Origin of the sequence: Mammaliicoccus fleurettii, from assembly GCF_003970575.1 — a bacterium.
Classification (GTDB): domain Bacteria; phylum Bacillota; class Bacilli; order Staphylococcales; family Staphylococcaceae; genus Mammaliicoccus; species Mammaliicoccus fleurettii.
In genome coordinates this window covers 18,672-38,656 of sequence record NZ_RXWZ01000036.1, presented here as the reverse complement: position 1 = coordinate 38,656, position 19,985 = coordinate 18,672, and the positions used below count along the sequence as shown (strand labels likewise).

Sequence of the window (19,985 nt, the reverse complement as noted above, 5' to 3'; positions counted from 1 at the left end):
AAAATGTCAGAAGATACAGGCGCTAAACGATGGTACGCAGTCCACACTTATTCAGGTTATGAAAACAAAGTAAAAACTAACCTTGAAAAACGTGTTGATACAATGAACATGCAAGAACAAATCTTTAGAGTTGTAATTCCAGAAGAGGAAGAAACTTCTATTAAAGATGGTAAAGCCAAAACACAAATTAAGAAGACATTTCCAGGTTATGTATTAGTAGAACTAATTATGACGGATGAATCATGGTATATTGTTAGAAACACACCAGGTGTTACAGGATTTGTTGGATCTGCTGGTGCAGGTTCTAAACCTAATCCATTGTTACATGATGAAGCGAAATTCATTTTAAAACAAATGGGTATGTCAGAAAAAACAGTCGATGTTGAAGTTGAACTAGGAGAACAAGTTCGTGTAACAAGCGGTCCATTCAATAACCAAGTTGGCGAAATAAAAGAAATAGATGTTGAAAAGTATAAACTAACTGTACTTGTTGACATGTTCGGTAGAGAAACGCCGGTTGAAGTAGAATTCGACCAAATTGAAAAGTTGTAAAAAAACACTTGAAATTCCTGGTTTTCAATGTTATTATTTAAAGGTCGCGCTCGGACTATGCGCAACCATTTCATTATGAAATGAAGAGTGGGAGGGTAAAATATCATTACCCCATGACCACATCACGATATCAAGGAGGTGCACATCGTGGCTAAAAAAGTAGTTAAAGTAGTTAAATTGCAAATTCCTGCAGGTAAAGCAAACCCAGCACCACCAGTTGGTCCTGCATTAGGTCAAGCCGGTGTGAATATTATGGGATTCTGTAAAGAATTCAACGCTCGTACACAAGAGCAAGCAGGTTTAATCATTCCAGTTGAAATTACAGTATTTGAAGATCGTTCATTTACTTTCATCACTAAGACACCACCTGCAGCAGTATTACTTAAAAAAGCAGCTAAAGTAGAAAAAGGTTCAGGTGAACCTAACAAAACTAAAGTTGCAACAGTAACTCAAGATCAAGTACGTGAAATTGCTAACACTAAAATGCCTGACTTAAACGCGGCATCTGAAGAAGCAGCTATGCGTATCGTTGAAGGTACTGCACGTAGCATGGGTATTGTCGTAGAATAATTAAGTATTGAAGTTTAAGCAGGCGGCTATTTCGCTGTCTGCTATTGCATTGTCTTGATGGCAATGCACGTGGGAGGTAACATTCCGCTAAAACCACTAAAGGAGGAAAAACAATATGGCTAAAAAAGGTAAAAAGTATCAAGAAGCAATTGCTAAAGTTGATCGTACTTCAGCTTACGCTGTAGAAGAAGCAATCAAATTAGCAAAAGAAACAAGTACTGTTAACTTTGATGCATCTGTTGAAGTTGCATTTCGTTTAGGTATTGATACTCGTAAAAATGACCAACAAATCCGTGGTGCTGTAGTATTACCACACGGTACTGGTAAAACTCAACGTGTATTAGTATTCGCTAAAGGCGATAAAATCAAAGAAGCAGAAGAAGCTGGAGCAGATTATGTAGGTGAAGAGTACATTAATAAAATCAACCAAGGTTGGTTCGACTTTGATGTAATCGTTGCTACACCTGATATGATGGGTGAAGTTGGTAAACTTGGTCGTGTATTAGGACCTAAAGGTTTAATGCCAAACCCTAAAACTGGTACAGTTACTATGGATATCAAAAAAGCAGTAGCAGAAATTAAAGCAGGTAAAGTAGAATACCGTGCTGAAAAATCTGGTATTGTTCATGCTTCTATTGGTAAAGTATCATTTGATGAACAACAATTAGTTGATAACTTCAAAACAATTCAAGATACATTAACAAAAGCTAAACCAGCATCATCTAAAGGTACTTACTTCAAGTCTGTTGCTGTTACAACAACAATGGGCCCTGGTATCAAAGTTGATACTTCTAGCTTTAAATTATAATATAAATATATTGACTTCACGTCCAAAACGCGTTATAGTTTTGGATGTGTAATATTTAACCTAAGACAGTAGGAGTTCATTTTTGGACTTAAAAGTTAATCCTACCGAGGCCTAAATTGACTTGAACGTATAAATTTCAAGCACTTTTTGCCGTGGGTAAAAAGTGCTTTTTTGTTGAGATACCTCATCATAAAAGCACGTGATAAATAATATGGAGGTGTAAAGATGTCTAACTCAAAAATCGTTGAAGTGAAACAACAAAAAGTTGATTTAATTACTGAACAATTTAAAAATTCTGTTTCAACAATTGTTGTGGATTACCGTGGTTTAACAGTTGCACAAGTTACTGAATTACGTAAACAATTACGTGAAGCTGGAATCGAATATAAAGTTTACAAAAATACTTTAGTTCGTCGTGCTGCTGAAGCTGCTGGAATCGAAGGTTTAGAAGAATCATTAACTGGTCCTAACGCAATTGCTTTTTCAAATGAAGAAGTAGTTGAACCAGCGAAAATTCTTGCTGACTTCGCTAAACAAAACGAAGCTTTAGAAATCAAAGCAGGTGTTATTGAAGGACAAGTTGTTACTGCAGAAGAAGTTAACACAATCGGTTCATTACCATCAAAAGATGGTCTTGTATCAATGTTACTATCTGTATTACAAGCTCCAGTTCGTAACTTTGCTTATGCAGTTAAAGCTGTTGGAGAACAAAAAGAAGAAAGTGCTGAATAATTCAGCAACAAATAAAATTAATTAATGGAGGATATATATCATGTCTAATGAAAAAATTATCGAAGCAATTAAAGAAATGTCAGTATTAGAATTAAATGACTTAGTAAAAGCTATTGAAGAAGAATTTGGTGTAACAGCAGCAGCTCCTGTAGCAGCAGCTGGCGCAGCTGGTGGAGACGCAGCAGCTGAACAAACTGAATTTGACGTTGAATTAACTTCAGCTGGAGATTCAAAAATTAAAGTTGTTAAAGCAGTTAAAGAAGTAACTGGTTTAGGATTAAAAGAAGCTAAAGAAATCGTAGACAACGCTCCTAAAGTTGTTAAAGAAGGTTTATCTAAAGAAGACGCTGAAGCTTTAAAAGAAAAATTAGAAGAAGTTGGCGCATCTGTAGAAGTAAAATAATTTCTGTATTAAATCAAAAACCCGTTATTATCATGATAACGGGTTTTTCTTTACTCATTAAATGCGATAAAGAGGTGGCGTAATGAGTCATTATTTTGATAATGATCCAAATGTGAAGTCGGAACGAGAAAATTTCGATTATTTCTATCGCGACAACAAACTCTCACTTCAAACGGATCATGGTGTATTTTCGAAAGGGAAAATAGATTTTGGATCTGATTTGTTGATTTCTACTTTTTTAAATGCAAATCCCCCTGGTCCTAAAAAGAAAATATTGGATGTAGGTTGTGGTTATGGCCCGATAGGTTTAATGTGTGCAAAAGTACTTCCATACAGCGAAATAACGTTAGTGGATGTTAATGAACGTGCATTGGATTTAGCGAAAGATAACCAGAAATCTAATGAAATAAGTAATGCAAATATACAAGTTAGTAATTGTTTAGATGCTGTCTTAGATTTAAAATTCGATTGTGTATTAACAAATCCTCCAATAAGAGCTGGAAAAGAAATTGTGCATCAAATACTTGAACAAAGTAATGACGTATTATCTAGTGGTGGAGAGCTTTGGGTCGTAATTCAAAAGAAACAAGGCATGCCTTCTGCAAAGAAGAAAATGCAAGATCTTTATGGTAATGCAGAAACAATAGAAAAAAGCAAGGGTTATTACATTTTAAAAAGTGTAAAAGCTTGATTTTGCTGTTTTGTTCTGATATAGTAATAGAATGTTAAAAATTATATTCAATAAGTGTGTACTTTTGCGTCGCCCTTAATTGAATGTTAGGAATAAGTCGTACGAAATAGAAAATGGAATCATTGACTTTCCGTTTTCTTTTTGTCTTATTATATTTATTTTGTAAGACGCAAAGTTATATTCACAATATTTGAGGGGTGAATCTGTTGACAGGTCAACTTATCCAGTATGGAAGACATCGTGTTCGTAGAAGTTATGCGAGAATTTCCGAGATTTTAGAACTACCTAACTTAATCGAGATTCAAACGAAATCATATGAATGGTTTCTTAAAGAAGGTTTACTTGAAATGTTCCGAGACATTTCTCCAATTGATGACTTTACAGGTAACCTATCTTTAGAATTCGTAGATTACCGTTTAGGTGAACCGAAATATGATTTAGAGGAGTCTAAAAACCGTGATGCGACATATGCTGCGCCATTGCGTGTTAAAGTCCGTTTAATCAATAAAGAAACAGGCGAAGTAAAAGACCAAGAAGTATTTATGGGTGATTTCCCATTAATGACTGACACAGGTACTTTTGTAATTAATGGTGCAGAACGTGTTATTGTATCTCAACTTGTACGTTCACCTTCCGTTTATTTCAATGAAAAAGTTGATAAAAACGGTAAAGTGAGTTTTGGAACTACTGTAATTCCTAACCGTGGTGCATGGTTAGAGTATGAAACAGATGCAAAAGATGTTCCTTACGTAAGAATAGACAGAACTCGTAAATTACCAATCACAGTATTAGTCCGTGCATTAGGGTTCTCATCAGATCAAGAAATCATTGATTTACTTGGTGACAATGAATACCTTAGAAATGCTTTGAACAAAGATAATACTGAAACAACGGATCAAGCATTGCTTGAAATCTATGAGCGTTTACGTCCAGGAGAACCACCAACAGTAGAAAACGCTAAAAGTTTATTATATTCACGTTTCTTCGACCCAAAACGTTATGACTTAGCAAGCGTTGGTCGTTATAAAATGAACAAAAAATTACACCTTAAACATCGTTTATTCAATCAAACTTTAGCTGAGCCTATTGTTGATGTTGAAACAGGTGAAATTGCAGCTGAAGAAGGTACTGTACTAGATCGTCGTAACTTAGATAAAATTATCGACGTTTTAGAATCTAACGCTAATATTCATGTATATGAGTTAAATAGCGGTGTATTAGATGAACCAGTTGAAGTACAAGCTGTTAAAATATATATCCCTGGTGATGAAGAAAAACGTACAACAACAGTAATCGGTAATGCATTCCCTGATGAAGCTGTTAAGTGTATTACACCAGCAGATATAATTTCTTCATTATCATATTTCTTTAACTTGTTACATGGTGTAGGTTATACAGATGATATTGACCACTTAGGTAACCGTCGTTTACGTTCAGTAGGCGAATTATTACAAAACCAATTCAGAATTGGTTTATCACGTATGGAACGTGTAGTACGTGAACGTATGTCAATTCAAGATACTGATTCAATCACACCTCAACAATTAATAAATATTCGTCCAGTAATTGCATCTATTAAAGAATTCTTTGGTAGCTCTCAATTATCACAATTCATGGACCAAGCAAACCCATTAGCTGAGTTGACGCATAAACGTCGTCTATCAGCTCTTGGACCCGGCGGTTTAACTCGTGAACGTGCTGGTATGGAAGTACGTGACGTTCACTACTCTCACTATGGTCGTATGTGTCCTATCGAGACACCTGAGGGACCAAACATTGGTTTAATTAACTCTTTATCAAGTTATGCGAGAGTAAATGAATTTGGATTTATTGAAACACCTTATCGTAAGGTTAATATAGAAACAAACCAAGTTACTGACAGAATTGACTATTTAACAGCTGACGAAGAAGATAGTTATGTTGTTGCGCAAGCAAACTCAGTATTAGATGAAACTGGTAAATTCGTTGATGATGAAGTACTTTGTCGTTTCCGTGGGGATAATACTACGAAACCGAAAGAACGTATGGATTACATGGACGTTTCACCTAAACAAGTTGTTTCTGCTGCGACAGCATGTATTCCTTTCTTAGAAAACGATGACTCTAACCGTGCGCTTATGGGTGCAAACATGCAACGTCAAGCAGTACCTTTAATGAATCCAGAAGCACCATTTGTTGGTACTGGTATGGAACACGTAACTGCTCGTGACTCCGGTGCAGCTGTTGTTGCGAAATATAAAGGTAGAGTTGAACACGTTGAAGCTAAAGAAATTCTTGTTAGACGTATTGTTGAAGAAAATGGTAAAGAAATTGAAACGGAATTAGACCGTTATCCATTATCTAAATTCAAACGTAGTAACTCTGGTACTTGTTATAACCAACGTCCAATTATTGCTAGTGGCGATATCGTTACTAAAGGTGAAATTTTAGCTGATGGTCCTTCAATGGAACTAGGTGAAATGGCACTTGGTCGTAACGTAGTTGTTGGTTTCATGACTTGGGATGGTTATAACTACGAGGATGCTGTAATCATGAGTGAACGTTTAGTTAAAGATGACGTTTACACTTCAATTCACGTTGAAGAATATGAATCAGAGGCTCGTGATACTAAATTAGGACCTGAAGAAATTACACGTGATATTCCAAACGTTTCTGACAATGCACTTAAAAACTTAGACGATCGAGGTATTATCTATGTTGGTGCAGAAGTTAAAGACGGAGATATTCTGGTTGGTAAAGTAACGCCTAAAGGTGTAAAAGAACTAACTGCTGAAGAAAGATTATTACATGCAATCTTTGGTGAAAAAGCTCGTGAAGTTCGTGATACTTCATTACGTGTACCTCATGGTGCAGGTGGTATTGTATTAGATGTTAAAGTGTTCAATAGAGAAGAAGGCGATGATTCATTATCTCCTGGTGTTAACCAATTAGTACGTGTATACATCGTTCAAAAACGTAAAATACATGTCGGAGATAAAATGTGTGGTCGACATGGTAACAAAGGTGTTATTTCGCGTATCTTACCTGAAGAAGATATGCCTTATTTACCAGACGGAACACCAATTGATATCATGTTAAACCCATTAGGTGTACCTTCTCGTATGAATATCGGACAAGTGTTAGAACTTCATCTTGGAATGGCAGCTAAGAATTTAGGTATTCATGTTGCTTCACCAGTATTTGATGGTGCAAACGATGATGATGTTTGGTCAACTATTGAAGAAGCAGGTATGGCTCGTGATGGTAAAACTGTACTTTACGATGGTCGTACTGGTGAACCGTTTGATAACCGTGTATCTGTAGGTGTTATGTACATGCTTAAACTTGCACACATGGTAGATGACAAATTACACGCACGTTCTACTGGACCATACTCACTAGTTACACAACAACCACTTGGCGGTAAAGCTCAGTTTGGTGGACAACGTTTTGGTGAGATGGAGGTATGGGCACTTGAAGCATATGGTGCTGCATATACTTTACAAGAGATTTTAACTTATAAATCTGATGATACTGTAGGTCGTGTTAAAACTTATGAATCCATTGTTAAAGGTGAAAACATCCCTAAACCGGGTGTTCCTGAATCGTTCCGCGTATTAATGAAAGAATTACAAAGTTTAGGTCTAGACGTTAAAGTTATGGACGAACATGATAATGAAATCGAAATGCGTGATTTAGAAGATGAAGAAATGATGGACAAAAAAGTTGATTTAGGTGTTTCACAAGATGCAGCAATAGAAGGACAACAAGTAACTGATTAAAAGTTAATAAAGCGCATTTGGTATTACCTTTGCGCTTTTCATTTGTTATACATTATCAATCAACCGGCACAACTAATTTAAATTGAAGGAGGTAGGCTCCTTGATTGATGTAAATAATTTCCATTACATGAAAATAGGACTTGCTTCACCTGAAAAGATTCGTTCTTGGTCATTTGGTGAAGTGAAGAAACCAGAAACAATTAACTACCGTACGTTAAAACCTGAAAGAGATGGTTTATTCTGTGAGAAAATTTTTGGTCCAACTAAGGACTGGGAATGTAGTTGTGGTAAATATAAAAGAGTACGTTATAAAGGCATGGTTTGTGACAGATGTGGTGTAGAAGTTACTAAATCAAAAGTGCGTCGTGAAAGAATGGGGCACATTGAATTAGCAGCACCAGTTTCTCATATTTGGTACTTCAAAGGTATCCCAAGTCGTATGGGACTATTACTTGATATGTCACCACGTTCACTTGAAGAAGTTATATATTTTGCTTCTTATACAGTAATTGATCCAGGTCCAACTGGATTAGATAAGAAACAATTATTAACTGAAGGTGAATTCCGTGAATACTACGATAAATATCCTGGTAAATTTACAGCAAAAATGGGTGCAGAAGCCATTCGTGATTTACTAAATGATATTGATTTAGAAAAAGAACTGAAAGTGTTACGTGAAGAATTAGAATCAGCAACTGGACAAAGATTAACTAGAGCAATCAAACGTTTAGAAGTTGTTGAATCATTCCGTCACTCTGGCAATGATCCATCATGGATGATTTTAGATGTGTTACCAATTATCCCACCTGAAATTCGTCCAATGGTTCAATTAGATGGTGGCCGTTTTGCTACAAGTGATTTAAATGATTTATACCGTCGTGTCATCAACCGTAATAATCGTTTGAAACGTTTATTAGACTTAGGTGCACCTGGTATTATCGTACAAAATGAAAAGCGTATGTTACAAGAAGCTGTAGATGCGTTAATCGACAATGGTCGTCGTGGTCGTCCTGTTACAGGTCCGGGTAACCGTCCGTTGAAATCACTATCACATATGTTAAAAGGTAAACAAGGTCGTTTCCGTCAAAACTTACTAGGTAAACGTGTTGACTATTCAGGTCGTTCAGTTATCGTAGTAGGACCAAGCCTTAAAATGTACCAATGTGGTTTACCAAAAGAAATGGCGCTTGAATTGTTCAAACCTTTCATTATGAAAGAACTTGTTGAACGTGAAATCGCTACTAACATCAAAAATGCAAAAGGTAAAATCGAAAGAATGGAAGAAGAAGTTTGGGACGTACTTGAAGATGTTATTAAAGAACATCCAGTATTACTAAACCGTGCGCCAACACTTCACCGTTTAGGTATTCAAGCATTTGAACCTACATTGGTAGAAGGTCGTGCGATTAGACTTCATCCACTTGTTACAACAGCTTATAACGCTGACTTTGATGGTGACCAAATGGCTGTCCATGTTCCATTATCAAAAGAAGCACAAGCAGAAGCTCGTATGTTAATGCTTGCGGCACAAAACATCTTAAACCCTAAAGATGGTAAACCAGTTGTTACACCTTCTCAAGATATGGTATTAGGTAACTATTACTTAACTCTAGAGCGTAAAGGTGCAATAGGAGCTGGAGATATCTTTAGTGAAACAGATGAAGTTATTAAAGCTTATGTAAATGGCTATGTACATTTACATTCTCGTATAGCTGTTCATGCAAGATCATTAAAGAACCCAACATTTACTGAAGAACAAAATAGCAAATTATTAATTACATCTGTTGGTAAAGTTATCTTTAATGAAATTATGCCGGAATCATTCCCTTATATAAATGAACCGACTAATTTCAATTTAGAAAAATCAACACCAGATAAATACTTTGTTTCACCTACTGATATTCCAGAAGGTGGTTTGATTGAATACCTAGAAGATGTTGAACTTGTTAAACCATTCAACAAAAAATTCTTAGGTCAAATCATTGCTGAAATCTTCAATAAATTCCATATTACAGATACTTCAATGATGCTAGATAAGATGAAGGATTTAGGATTTAAATACTCATCTCGTGCTGGTATTACAGTTGGTGTTTCTGATATTGTGGTTCTTCCTGAGAAACAAGAAATTATCGGAGAAGCAGAAATTAAAGTAGATAAAGTACAAAAACAATTCAGCCGTGGTTTAATTACTGAAAGCGAACGTTATGCAGCTGTTATCGAGATTTGGACTAGAGCGAAAGATGATATTCAAGCTAAATTAATGATGTCATTAGATAGCTTAAACCCAATCTTTATGATGAGTGACTCAGGAGCGCGTGGTAACGCATCTAACTTCACTCAGTTAGCTGGTATGCGTGGTTTGATGGCCAATCCATCTGGTAAAATTATCGAGTTACCTATTAAATCTTCATTCCGTGAAGGTTTAACAGTACTTGAATACTTCATCTCTACTCACGGTGCTCGTAAAGGTCTTGCCGATACAGCGCTGAAAACTGCCGATTCAGGTTACTTAACACGTCGTCTAGTTGACGTAGCACAAGATGTTATCGTTAGAGAAGAAGATTGTGGTACTGACCGAGGATTACTAGTTTCTGATATAAGAGAAGGTTCAGAACTAATTGAACCATTTATTGAACGTATAGAAGGTCGTTACTCTAAAGAAACGTTACGTCATCCTGAAACGGACGAAGTAATTATTAAAGTGAACGAACTTATTACAGCAGAAATTGCTAAAATAATCGTTGATGCTGGTATTACTGAAATGCATATCCGTTCAGCATTTACTTGTAACACACGTCATGGTGTATGTGAAAAATGTTATGGTAAGAACTTAGCAACTGGTGAACAAGTTGAAGTTGGTGAAGCAGTTGGTACAATTGCTGCACAATCAATCGGTGAACCAGGTACTCAGCTTACAATGCGTACATTCCATACCGGCGGTGTTGCAGGAGCCGATATTACTCAAGGTTTACCTCGTATTCAAGAGTTATTTGAAGCGCGTAATCCTAAAGGTCAAGCGGTAATTTCTGAAATTAACGGTGAAGTAACTGAAATAACAATCGTTAAAGATCGTCAACAAGAAATTAAAGTTAAAGGCGAAAATGAAATCCGTACTTATAACGCTCCTGGTACTTCTCGACTTAAAGTTGAAGAAGGACAATACGTTGAACGTGGTGAAGTAATGACTGAAGGTTCAATTGAGCCTAAAGGATTATTAGCAGTTGCAGGCTTAAATGCTACTCAAAAATATCTACTTAAAGAAGTTCAAAAAGTTTACCGTATGCAAGGTGTTGAAATTTCAGATAAACACGTTGAAGTTATGGTTAGACAAATGCTTCGTAAAGTTAGAATTATTGAAGCAGGGGATACTAAATTATTACCAGGTGCATTAGTTGATATTCATACATTTACTGATGCTAACAGAGAAGTATTTGCTACGCGTAAGCGTCCAGCAACTGCAAAACCTGTATTACTTGGTATTACTAAAGCATCTCTAGAAACAGAAAGTTTCTTATCTGCAGCTTCATTCCAAGAAACAACAAGAGTTCTTACAGATGCTGCTATTAAAGGTAAGCGTGATAACTTACTTGGACTTAAAGAAAATGTTATCATCGGTAAATTAATTCCTGCTGGTACAGGTATGAGAAGATATACTGGTGTTGACTTTGAAAAAGTTGAAAAGAAAGTTTTACCTGAAGAACCAGTCGTTACTGACTAATATATATAGGCTGTTCTAGGTGTCTAGAACAGCTTATATTTTATTATAAAAACGGCATGAAATATATTGACTTTAAAACTGTACGATGTTATTATTGTTAAGGTTGATGAAAGCAGACGCTTTGGAGGATATCAAATGTCTAATGAAAAAGCCTTAAGCTTAAATCAAGACAGTTATGTCATTGGTTTAAAACAAACCACTAAAGCATTATTGAAGCATGAGGTACGTAAAGTAATTATTGCTCAAGATGTCAATATTCATATTTTGTCTAGGGTGTTAACTTTAGCATTTGAGACAGGCGTTCCGTTAAGTTATAGTCCTAGTAGACAAGAACTTGGATCGCATTATGGAATAGAAGTTAATGCGACAGTTGTTGCATTGCTTAAATAAATTTGTAAGCTGTGCTTACTATTTTTATTTGCCTTAAAATGAACCACCTGGATGTGTGGAATTAAGAAATGAAGAGAGGAGGACATTAAAGATGCCTACAATTAACCAATTAGTACGTAAACCTCGTACTAGTAAATCACAAAAATCAAACTCACCAGCGTTAAACAGAGGTTACAATAGCATGAAGAAAAAAATGACTACTGTATACTCTCCACAAAAACGTGGTGTTTGTACGCGTGTGGGAACTATGACACCTAAAAAACCTAACTCAGCTTTACGTAAATATGCTCGTGTTCGTTTATCAAACAACATCGAAGTTAACGCGTATATCCCTGGTATCGGCCATAACTTACAAGAACACAGTGTTGTACTTATTCGTGGTGGACGTGTAAAAGACTTACCTGGTGTGCGTTATCATATCGTACGTGGTGCTTTAGATACTTCTGGTGTTGACGGTCGTATGCAAAGCCGTTCACTTTATGGTGCTAAAAAACCAAAAGCTGCAAAAAAATAATCTAACGTTAAATTTCTGTAAATAACAGTTTTTTAAATGACGATAAATCAAATAAACTTTATAATAAGGAAGGAGGATTACGATTATGCCTCGTAAAGGTCCAGTTGCAAAAAGAGATGTATTACCAGATCCAATTCACAACTCAAAATTAGTAACAAAATTAATCAACAAAATCATGCTTGATGGTAAACGTGGTACTGCTCAAAGAATTCTTTATTCAGCATTTGATCTTGTTCAAGAACGTTCAGGTAAAGATGCAATCGAAGTATTCGATGAAGCTATCAGCAACATCATGCCTGTACTTGAAGTTAAAGCTCGCCGTGTAGGTGGTTCAAACTATCAAGTACCTGTTGAAGTACGTCCAGAGCGTCGTACAACTTTAGGTTTACGTTGGTTAGTTAACTATGCTCGTCTTCGTGGTGAAAAAACTATGGAAGAGCGTTTAGCTAATGAAATCTTAGATGCTGCCAACAATACTGGTGGCGCAGTTAAGAAACGTGAAGATACTCACAAAATGGCAGAAGCTAACAAAGCATTTGCTCATTACCGTTGGTAAGATAGAACTTAGGACCCTAAGCGTTAAAATCATAAAGATTCCTTTTTTAAGGTCATCTCTAGTTTTTTAAACACTTAGGGTATCAAAGTATCTATACGAACAACAACCAAATATCCAATATTTTGGAAGGAGTAAGAATACTATGGCAAGAGATTTTTCTTTGAAAAACACTCGTAATATCGGTATCATGGCACACATCGATGCTGGTAAAACAACGACTACTGAACGTATTCTTTATTACACAGGCCGTATCCATAAAATTGGTGAAACACATGAAGGTGCTTCACAAATGGACTGGATGGAACAAGAGCAAGAGCGTGGTATTACAATCACTTCTGCTGCGACTACTGCACAATGGGATGGTCACCGTGTAAACATCATCGATACACCAGGACACGTAGACTTCACTGTTGAAGTTGAACGTTCATTACGTGTACTTGATGGTGCAGTAACTGTACTTGATGCACAATCAGGTGTTGAACCTCAAACTGAAACAGTTTGGCGTCAAGCTACAACTTACGGAGTACCACGTATTGTATTCATTAATAAAATGGATAAAATGGGTGCGAACTTTGAATATTCAGTTGGTACATTACATGATCGTTTGCAAGCAAATGCTCACCCAATTCAATTACCAATCGGTGCGGAAGATGATTTCAGCGCTATTATTGATTTAGTAGAAATGAAATGTTTCCAATACAATAACGATTTAGGTACTGAAATTGAAGAAGTTGAAATTCCTGAATCTCATAAGCAACAAGCTGAAGAAGCTCGTGAAGCTTTAATTGAAGCTGTAGCTGAATCAAATGACGAATTAATGGAAAAATATTTAGGTGGAGAAGAAATTTCAATCGAAGAGCTTAAAGCGGCTATCCGTAAAGCTACTTGTGACGTTGAATTCTACCCAGTACTTTGTGGTACTGCATTCAAAAACAAAGGTGTTCAATTAATGTTGAACTCAGTTATTGATTACCTACCATCTCCATTAGATGTTAAACCAATTGTTGGACATAGAGCTGACGATGACGAAGAAGAAGTAATTGCTAAACCTGATGACTCAGCACCTTTTGCTGCATTAGCGTTCAAAGTAATGACTGACCCATTCGTAGGTAAATTAACATTCTTCCGTGTTTATTCAGGTACAATGGAATCAGGTTCATACGTAAGAAACTCTACTAAAGGTAAACGTGAACGTGTAGGTCGTATCCTACAAATGCACGCTAACTCTCGTGAAGAGATTTCTACTGTATATTCTGGTGACATTGCTGGTGCTGTAGGTCTTAAAGATACTGCAACTGGTGATACTTTATGTGATGAAAAAGATAACATTATCTTAGAATCAATGGAATTCCCAGAACCAGTTATCCACTTGTCAGTTGAACCTAAATCTAAAGCTGACCAAGATAAAATGACTAACGCGTTAGTTAAATTACAAGAAGAAGACCCAACATTCCATGCACACACTGACCATGAAACTGGACAAGTTATCATCGGTGGTATGGGTGAATTACATCTTGATATCTTAGTAGACCGTATGAAACGTGAATTCAAAGTTGAGTGTACTGTTGGTGCGCCAATGGTATCTTACCGTGAAACGTTCAAAACACCTGCTCAAGTACAAGGTAAATTCTCTCGTCAATCAGGTGGACGTGGACAATATGGTGATGTTCATATCGAATTCACACCTAACGAACAAGGTGGCGGTTTCGAATTCGAAAACGCTGTTGTCGGTGGTGTAGTTCCTCGTGAATACATTCCATCAGTTGAAGCTGGTCTTAAAGATGCTATGGAAAACGGTGTATTAGCTGGTTATCCATTAGTTGATGTTAAAGCTAAACTTTATGACGGTTCATACCATGATGTCGATTCATCAGAAATGGCCTTCAAAGTAGCAGCATCATTAGCACTTAGAGAAGCAGCTAAAAAATGTGATCCAGTAATCTTAGAGCCAATGATGAAAGTTGAAATCGTTATGCCTGAAGAGTACATGGGTGACATTATGGGTGACGTAACAAGTCGTCGTGGACGTGTTGAAGGTATGGAAGCACGCGGTAACGCTCAAGTTGTTCGTGCATTTGTTCCACTTTCAGAAATGTTCGGTTACGCTACAAACTTACGTTCTAACACTCAAGGTCGTGGTACTTATACTATGGTATTTGATCACTACGAAGAAGTTCCTAAATCAATTTCAGAAGAAATTATCAAGAAAAACAAAGGTGAATAATAAATTCGCTTTAATAAATTGATTTTTTCATCAAAATGATTTATAAAGTAAATATATGTATCCTCATGATGGTGAGTAACCATCATGAGGCTTAAATAAAAAATAATTTTAATATGAATAGGAGAGATTTCATAATGGCTAAAGAAAAATTTGATCGCTCAAAAACACATGCCAATATTGGTACTATCGGTCACGTTGACCATGGTAAAACTACTTTAACAGCTGCAATCGCAACTGTATTATCAAAACGTTCTGGTGACGGAGAAGCTCGTTCTTACGACCAAATCGATAACGCTCCAGAAGAAAAAGAACGTGGTATTACAATTAATACTTCACACATCGAATATGAAACTGAAAAACGTCACTATGCTCACGTTGACTGCCCAGGACACGCTGACTATGTTAAAAACATGATCACTGGTGCTGCTCAAATGGACGGCGGTATCTTAGTAGTATCTGCTGCTGACGGCCCAATGCCTCAAACTCGTGAACACATTCTTTTATCACGTAACGTAGGTGTTCCTGCATTAGTAGTATTCTTAAACAAAGTTGACATGGTTGACGATGAAGAATTATTAGAATTAGTTGAAATGGAAGTTCGTGACTTATTATCTGAATATGACTTCCCTGGCGACGATGTTCCTGTAATCGCTGGTTCAGCATTAAAAGCTTTAGAAGGCGACGAAGCTTATGAAGACAAAATCATGGAATTAATGGAAGCTGTAGATACTTTCATTCCAACTCCAGAACGTGATTCTGACAAACCATTCATGATGCCAGTTGAGGACGTATTCTCAATCACTGGTCGTGGTACTGTTGCTACAGGCCGTGTTGAACGTGGTCAAATCAAAGTTGGTGAAGAGATTGAAATCATCGGTTTAACTGAAGAATCTTCTAAAACAACTGTAACTGGTGTTGAAATGTTCCGTAAATTATTAGACTTCGCTGAAGCTGGAGATAACATCGGTGCTTTATTACGTGGTGTTGCTCGTGAAGACGTTAACCGTGGTCAAGTATTAGCTAAACCAGGTTCAATCACTCCTCACACTAAATTCAAAGCGGAAGTTTATGTATTATCAAAAGAAGAAGGTGGACGTCATACTCCATTCTTCACTAACTACCGCCCACAATTCTATTTCCGTACAACTGACGTAACTGGTGTAGTAAACTTACCAGAAGGCATTGAAATGGTTATGCCTGGCGACAACGTTGAAATGGACGTTGAATTAATTTCACCAATCGCTATTGAAGACGGTACTCGTTTCTCAATTCGTGAAGGTGGACGTACAGTTGGATCAGGCGTTGTTACAATCATCGAAGCTTAATTTTCGATATTGAACACGATTGATTAAACTAATAAAATAGAAAGAGCTATCATGCTCTTTCTCAAAATAAACCTCCCAATCCGTTAGTATTAACTTTCGGTTTGGGAGGTTTTTTAATATTTATTTTACTAAGTCCGAACTATGTTCAATTATTGATAAAAATAGCTTCACACTGTTTTGTAGTGATTGCTCATCCAAATCGAATTTTGGATGGTGATGTGGATAATTAGCTTTAAGTGCTTCGTTTCCGACACCTGTAAAGAAATAAGTGCCAGGTACATGTTGTAAGAAATAACCTACATCTTCTCCTCCAAGTGAAGGTGGGAAATCGAATGCTTCTTCAATTGTATCAATTTCTGATGCAAGACTTTTAGCCCATTCTGTTTCTTTTTCGTGATTAACAACTGGAGGATAACCATCATGATAATTCAAATGGCACTTCACGCCATAACTTGATTCAATACCGTTTAAAATGCCGTTTAAACGTTCTTTAATTTGATCTTTCACAGTAGGTAAGTATGTTCTGATTGTACCAGTAAGTTGTACTGTATCAGCTATAACATTGAATGCATTACCACCTTTAAATGTACCAAATGTTACAACAGCAGATTCTAATGGATCTATCGTTCTAGAGACAATGCTTTGTGCTTGAACGATAAGTGAAGATGCAGCAACGATAGGGTCTTTAGCTAATTGAGGCATTGCTCCGTGGCCACCTGAACCTTGAATATCTATTTCAAATGAATCAGCTGCTGCATATGCTGGTCCTGAACAAAAGCCAACTTTATTTGCTTCTATATGACTTGCTGTATGTGTACCAAAAACATAATCTACACCATCAAGTGCGCCAGCTGCTACCATGGATTTTGCTCCTCCTGGAAGTGATTCTTCGGCATGTTGATAGATTAATACGACATTGCCATGAATTTCAGCTTCGTGTTGTTTTAGGATTTTAGCTGTGATTAATAAGCTTGCTGTGTGAGCATCATGACCACATGCATGCATAACACCATCCACTGTAGATTTATAAGGTACATCTTTCTCATCTTGAATTGGCAAAGCATCAAAGTCAGCTCTTAAAGCAATCGTAGGTCCGGCATTACCGCCTTTAATATAACCTAGGAGCCCGTTACCACCGACATCTTTTTTAACTTCTATACCTAAATTCTCAAGGTAATCAGCTATATATTTTTTTGTATTTTCTTCTTGGAAAGATAGTTCTGGATTTTGATGCAAATGTCTTCTGATATCTATTAATTCATCCATATATAGATTAACTTCAGTCGTTAAATTCATTATTATAATTCCTTTCCATAAACTTAAATGTAGTTAATAAGAATATTCGAACAGCGTTGATTAGTCCTTGCTCATCTATATCAAATTTCGGATGATGATGTGGATAATCCGCTTTGAAATGTTCATTTCTTGTTCCTGTATAGAAAAATGCACCAGGTACACGTTGCTGATAATAAGAAAAGTCTTCTCCACCTAAACTTGCTTCTAATTCAACTAATTCTTGAACACTAGCTATTTCTTTAGTAGCTTCTAATATTAGGTCTGTTTCTTTTTCAGTATTTATAACAGGTGGATAACCTTTACTGTATTTTAAATCGTAAGTGACATCAGTAGAAGTAGCGATACCTTCTAGTACTTTTTTAAATCCTTCAATTACACTTACTTGAGTATCTGAGTCGAATGTTCTGATCGTACCTCCAATTTTACAAGTATCAGGTATGACGTTGTTGGTTTCTCCAGCATTAAACATCGTTATGGATAATACAGCAGGTGATAATGCACTTGTTTTACGTGAAACAATATACTGTAAATCATTACATAATTGAATACCTGCAGCTAGTGGATCAATAAGTTGATCTGGGTGAGCTGCATGTCCACCTCGTCCTTTTAAAGTAATCCAAAAATCATCAGGGATACCTGTCGTTGTACCGTATTTGTAGCCTACTTTACCGACATCTAAACTACTTGATACATGTTGTCCAATGATAGCGTCAACACCCGTTAAACAGCCGTCAGCGATCATTTGTATAGCACCACCAGGATCCACTTCTTCAGCGTGTTGATGAATAAACACTACACGACCATTTATTTCATCTTTATGCTCGGATAATATTTTTGCAGTCATTAAGAGAACAGCCGTATGTGCATCATGTCCACAAGCATGCATAACGCCATCAACTGTTGATTTGTAAGGTACTTCTTTTTCATCTTGTATAGGTAAAGCGTCAAAGTCGGCTCTTATAGCTAATGTTGGACCGTCTTTCTCTTTATTAAGTGTGCCTACTACACCTCGTCCACCAACACCTTCTCTAACATCTATACCTAGATTTCTTAAATAATTAGCGATATAGGCAGGCGTTTTAACTTCTTCAAAAGATAATTCAGGATTCATATGTAAGTGTCTTCTAATTTCTATCATTTCATCATAATAATGATCAACTTTTTGTAGTAATATATTTTTCATCTTATAGAACACCTTCAATCTCAAGGACTTTTATGAACATTTCAGTTGTTGTTTTCATTGCATCTTCATCTAAATCAAACATAGGGTGATGATGAGGTGCTGTTGAAGCTTTACCCTCATTACCACTACCAGTTAAGAAGAAACAGCCAGGGCGATTGAGAAGGTAATATGAGAAGTCTTCACCAATCATCATTGGCGGTATATCTTCGTATGTTAAATGTAATGACTCAGCTGCTTCTTTTACAACGTTATATTGTTCTTCATGGTTAACAACAGTAGGGTATCCTCTGCGATAATTGAATTCATAAGTAGCATTATTGGCAATACAAATGCCTTTTAATAATCGTTCTAGCTCTTCTTCAATCGTGTCTTTTACTTCAGGTTTGAAAGTTCTAACTGTACCTTCGATGGTAGCTGTATCACTTATAACATTAAAAGCACTTCCTGCATCTATCTTACCAACTGTTATGACACCTCTATCTATAGGATCAATATGTCGAGATATAATTTTTTGTAAACTAGAAATGTATTCAGCAACAATTACAATCGGATCAATCGATGTATGTGGTTTAGCACCGTGTCCACCTTTACCTTGAATCGTAATATCAAAATAGTCCGGTGAAGCCATCATATCAGCAGGCTTTGTCTTAATTGAAGATGTTTCATGACCGCTCCAAAAATGATTTCCGTACACTTTATCAACGCCTTCTAACGCCCCATCATTTATCATAGGACTTGCACCACCAGGACTTAACTCCTCAGCGTATTGAAAAATAAAAACAACATTCCCTTTAAGTAAATGTTGATGTTCATGAAGTAATTCGCAAAATGTTAAAAGTGTCGCTGTATGACCGTCATGTCCACAAGCATGCATAACACCGTCGACAGTAGATTTATATGGAACGTCTTTTTCGTCTTGAATAGGTAAAGCATCGAAATCAGCACGGAATGCGATTGTTTGACCAGGTTGATTACCTTCTAGCTTTGCAACAATTCCACGCTCTCCAACGCGCTCTCTAATCGTCAATTTATCTAGCTTTTTTAATTCAGATAAAAGAAAATCATGAGTTTTTTCCTCATGAAATGAAAGTTCTGGGTTCTTATGCATATATCGTCTAATTTCGACTAAACGATCAAATTTATTTGCTACTTTTTCTTTCCAATTTATCATTAATAAACCTTCTTTCAATTCCATCAAAATATAGTATGACTATTGTAGCAAAGTTTATAGAAAATTTAAACAATTCAATTTACTATGATAA

General features: G+C 36.4%; 16 protein-coding genes and 1 other annotated feature. Of the genes, 13 read left to right on the top strand and 3 right to left on the bottom strand.

Annotation, left to right across the window (positions count from 1 at the left end):
- Positions 1 to 3: 3 nt before the first annotated feature.
- The 13 genes from nusG (at position 4) to tuf (ending at position 16,244) form a co-directional block, all read left to right on the top strand.
- A complete protein-coding gene (nusG, locus tag CD129_RS02935; RefSeq protein ID WP_078357773.1) occupies positions 4 to 552 on the top strand; it encodes a transcription termination/antitermination protein NusG in 549 nt (182 codons plus the stop codon).
- A 147-nt stretch (positions 553 to 699) separates the two neighbouring features.
- Positions 700 to 1,122, top strand: coding sequence for a 50S ribosomal protein L11 (gene rplK, locus CD129_RS02930; RefSeq protein ID WP_025904858.1), 423 nt, complete (start codon positions 700 to 702; stop codon positions 1,120 to 1,122).
- Positions 1,123 to 1,237: 115 nt separating this feature from the next.
- On the top strand, positions 1,238 to 1,930 hold the full coding sequence (gene rplA / locus CD129_RS02925; RefSeq protein ID WP_078357774.1) for a 50S ribosomal protein L1: 693 nt from the start codon (positions 1,238 to 1,240) through the stop codon (positions 1,928 to 1,930).
- A 41-nt stretch (positions 1,931 to 1,971) separates the two neighbouring features.
- Positions 1,972 to 2,112, top strand: a sequence feature (ribosomal protein L10 leader region).
- 43 nt (positions 2,113 to 2,155) lie between these two features.
- On the top strand, positions 2,156 to 2,662 hold the full coding sequence (gene rplJ, locus CD129_RS02920) for a 50S ribosomal protein L10 (RefSeq protein WP_078357775.1): 507 nt from the start codon (positions 2,156 to 2,158) through the stop codon (positions 2,660 to 2,662).
- A gap of 40 nt (positions 2,663 to 2,702) precedes the next feature.
- The gene (gene rplL / locus CD129_RS02915) at positions 2,703 to 3,065 is read left to right on the top strand and encodes a 50S ribosomal protein L7/L12 (protein ID WP_237687749.1); all 363 of its coding nucleotides are present in this window, start codon (positions 2,703 to 2,705) and stop codon (positions 3,063 to 3,065) included.
- Between the two features lie 82 nt (positions 3,066 to 3,147).
- Positions 3,148 to 3,756: a class I SAM-dependent methyltransferase gene (locus CD129_RS02910; protein ID WP_115337862.1), complete on the top strand. Its 609-nt coding sequence runs from the start codon at positions 3,148 to 3,150 to the stop codon at positions 3,754 to 3,756.
- Between the two features lie 206 nt (positions 3,757 to 3,962).
- Entirely contained in the window at positions 3,963 to 7,517 is a 3,555-nt protein-coding gene (rpoB, locus tag CD129_RS02905) for a DNA-directed RNA polymerase subunit beta (protein WP_115337861.1), read from the top strand.
- Positions 7,518 to 7,617: 100 nt separating this feature from the next.
- The gene (gene rpoC, locus CD129_RS02900; RefSeq protein ID WP_115337860.1) at positions 7,618 to 11,235 is read left to right on the top strand and encodes a DNA-directed RNA polymerase subunit beta'; all 3,618 of its coding nucleotides are present in this window, start codon (positions 7,618 to 7,620) and stop codon (positions 11,233 to 11,235) included.
- Positions 11,236 to 11,370: 135 nt separating this feature from the next.
- Positions 11,371 to 11,625 carry a ribosomal L7Ae/L30e/S12e/Gadd45 family protein gene (locus CD129_RS02895; RefSeq protein WP_078357780.1) on the top strand — a complete coding sequence of 85 codons (255 nt, stop codon included), beginning with the start codon at positions 11,371 to 11,373 and terminating at the stop codon, positions 11,623 to 11,625.
- A gap of 91 nt (positions 11,626 to 11,716) precedes the next feature.
- Positions 11,717 to 12,139 carry a 30S ribosomal protein S12 gene (rpsL, locus tag CD129_RS02890; protein WP_078357781.1) on the top strand — a complete coding sequence of 141 codons (423 nt, stop codon included), beginning with the start codon at positions 11,717 to 11,719 and terminating at the stop codon, positions 12,137 to 12,139.
- 85 nt (positions 12,140 to 12,224) lie between these two features.
- Complete coding sequence (rpsG, locus tag CD129_RS02885) at positions 12,225 to 12,695, top strand: 30S ribosomal protein S7 (protein WP_115337859.1); 471 nt, start codon at positions 12,225 to 12,227, stop codon at positions 12,693 to 12,695.
- 142 nt (positions 12,696 to 12,837) lie between these two features.
- A complete protein-coding gene (fusA, locus tag CD129_RS02880) occupies positions 12,838 to 14,919 on the top strand; it encodes an elongation factor G (protein WP_078357783.1) in 2,082 nt (693 codons plus the stop codon).
- A 134-nt stretch (positions 14,920 to 15,053) separates the two neighbouring features.
- Positions 15,054 to 16,244 (top strand): elongation factor Tu, encoded by a 1,191-nt coding sequence (tuf, locus tag CD129_RS02875; RefSeq protein ID WP_078357784.1) that lies wholly within the window; start codon positions 15,054 to 15,056, stop codon positions 16,242 to 16,244.
- 120 nt (positions 16,245 to 16,364) lie between these two features.
- Here tuf and CD129_RS02870 read toward each other — a convergent pair whose 3' ends face one another.
- Genes CD129_RS02870 through CD129_RS02860 form a run of 3 tightly spaced genes read right to left on the bottom strand, consistent with a single transcriptional unit; the run spans position 16,365 to position 19,894 of the window.
- A complete protein-coding gene (locus tag CD129_RS02870; protein ID WP_115337858.1) occupies positions 16,365 to 17,540 on the bottom strand; it encodes a M20 metallopeptidase family protein in 1,176 nt (391 codons plus the stop codon).
- The gene (locus tag CD129_RS02865) at positions 17,524 to 18,723 is read right to left on the bottom strand and encodes an amidohydrolase (RefSeq protein ID WP_126577729.1); all 1,200 of its coding nucleotides are present in this window, start codon (positions 18,721 to 18,723) and stop codon (positions 17,524 to 17,526) included. The genes CD129_RS02870 and CD129_RS02865 overlap by 17 nt, the downstream gene beginning before the upstream one ends.
- Before the next feature lies 1 nt (position 18,724).
- A complete protein-coding gene (locus tag CD129_RS02860; RefSeq protein WP_115337856.1) occupies positions 18,725 to 19,894 on the bottom strand; it encodes an amidohydrolase in 1,170 nt (389 codons plus the stop codon).
- Between the last annotated feature and the right edge of the window lie 91 nt (positions 19,895 to 19,985).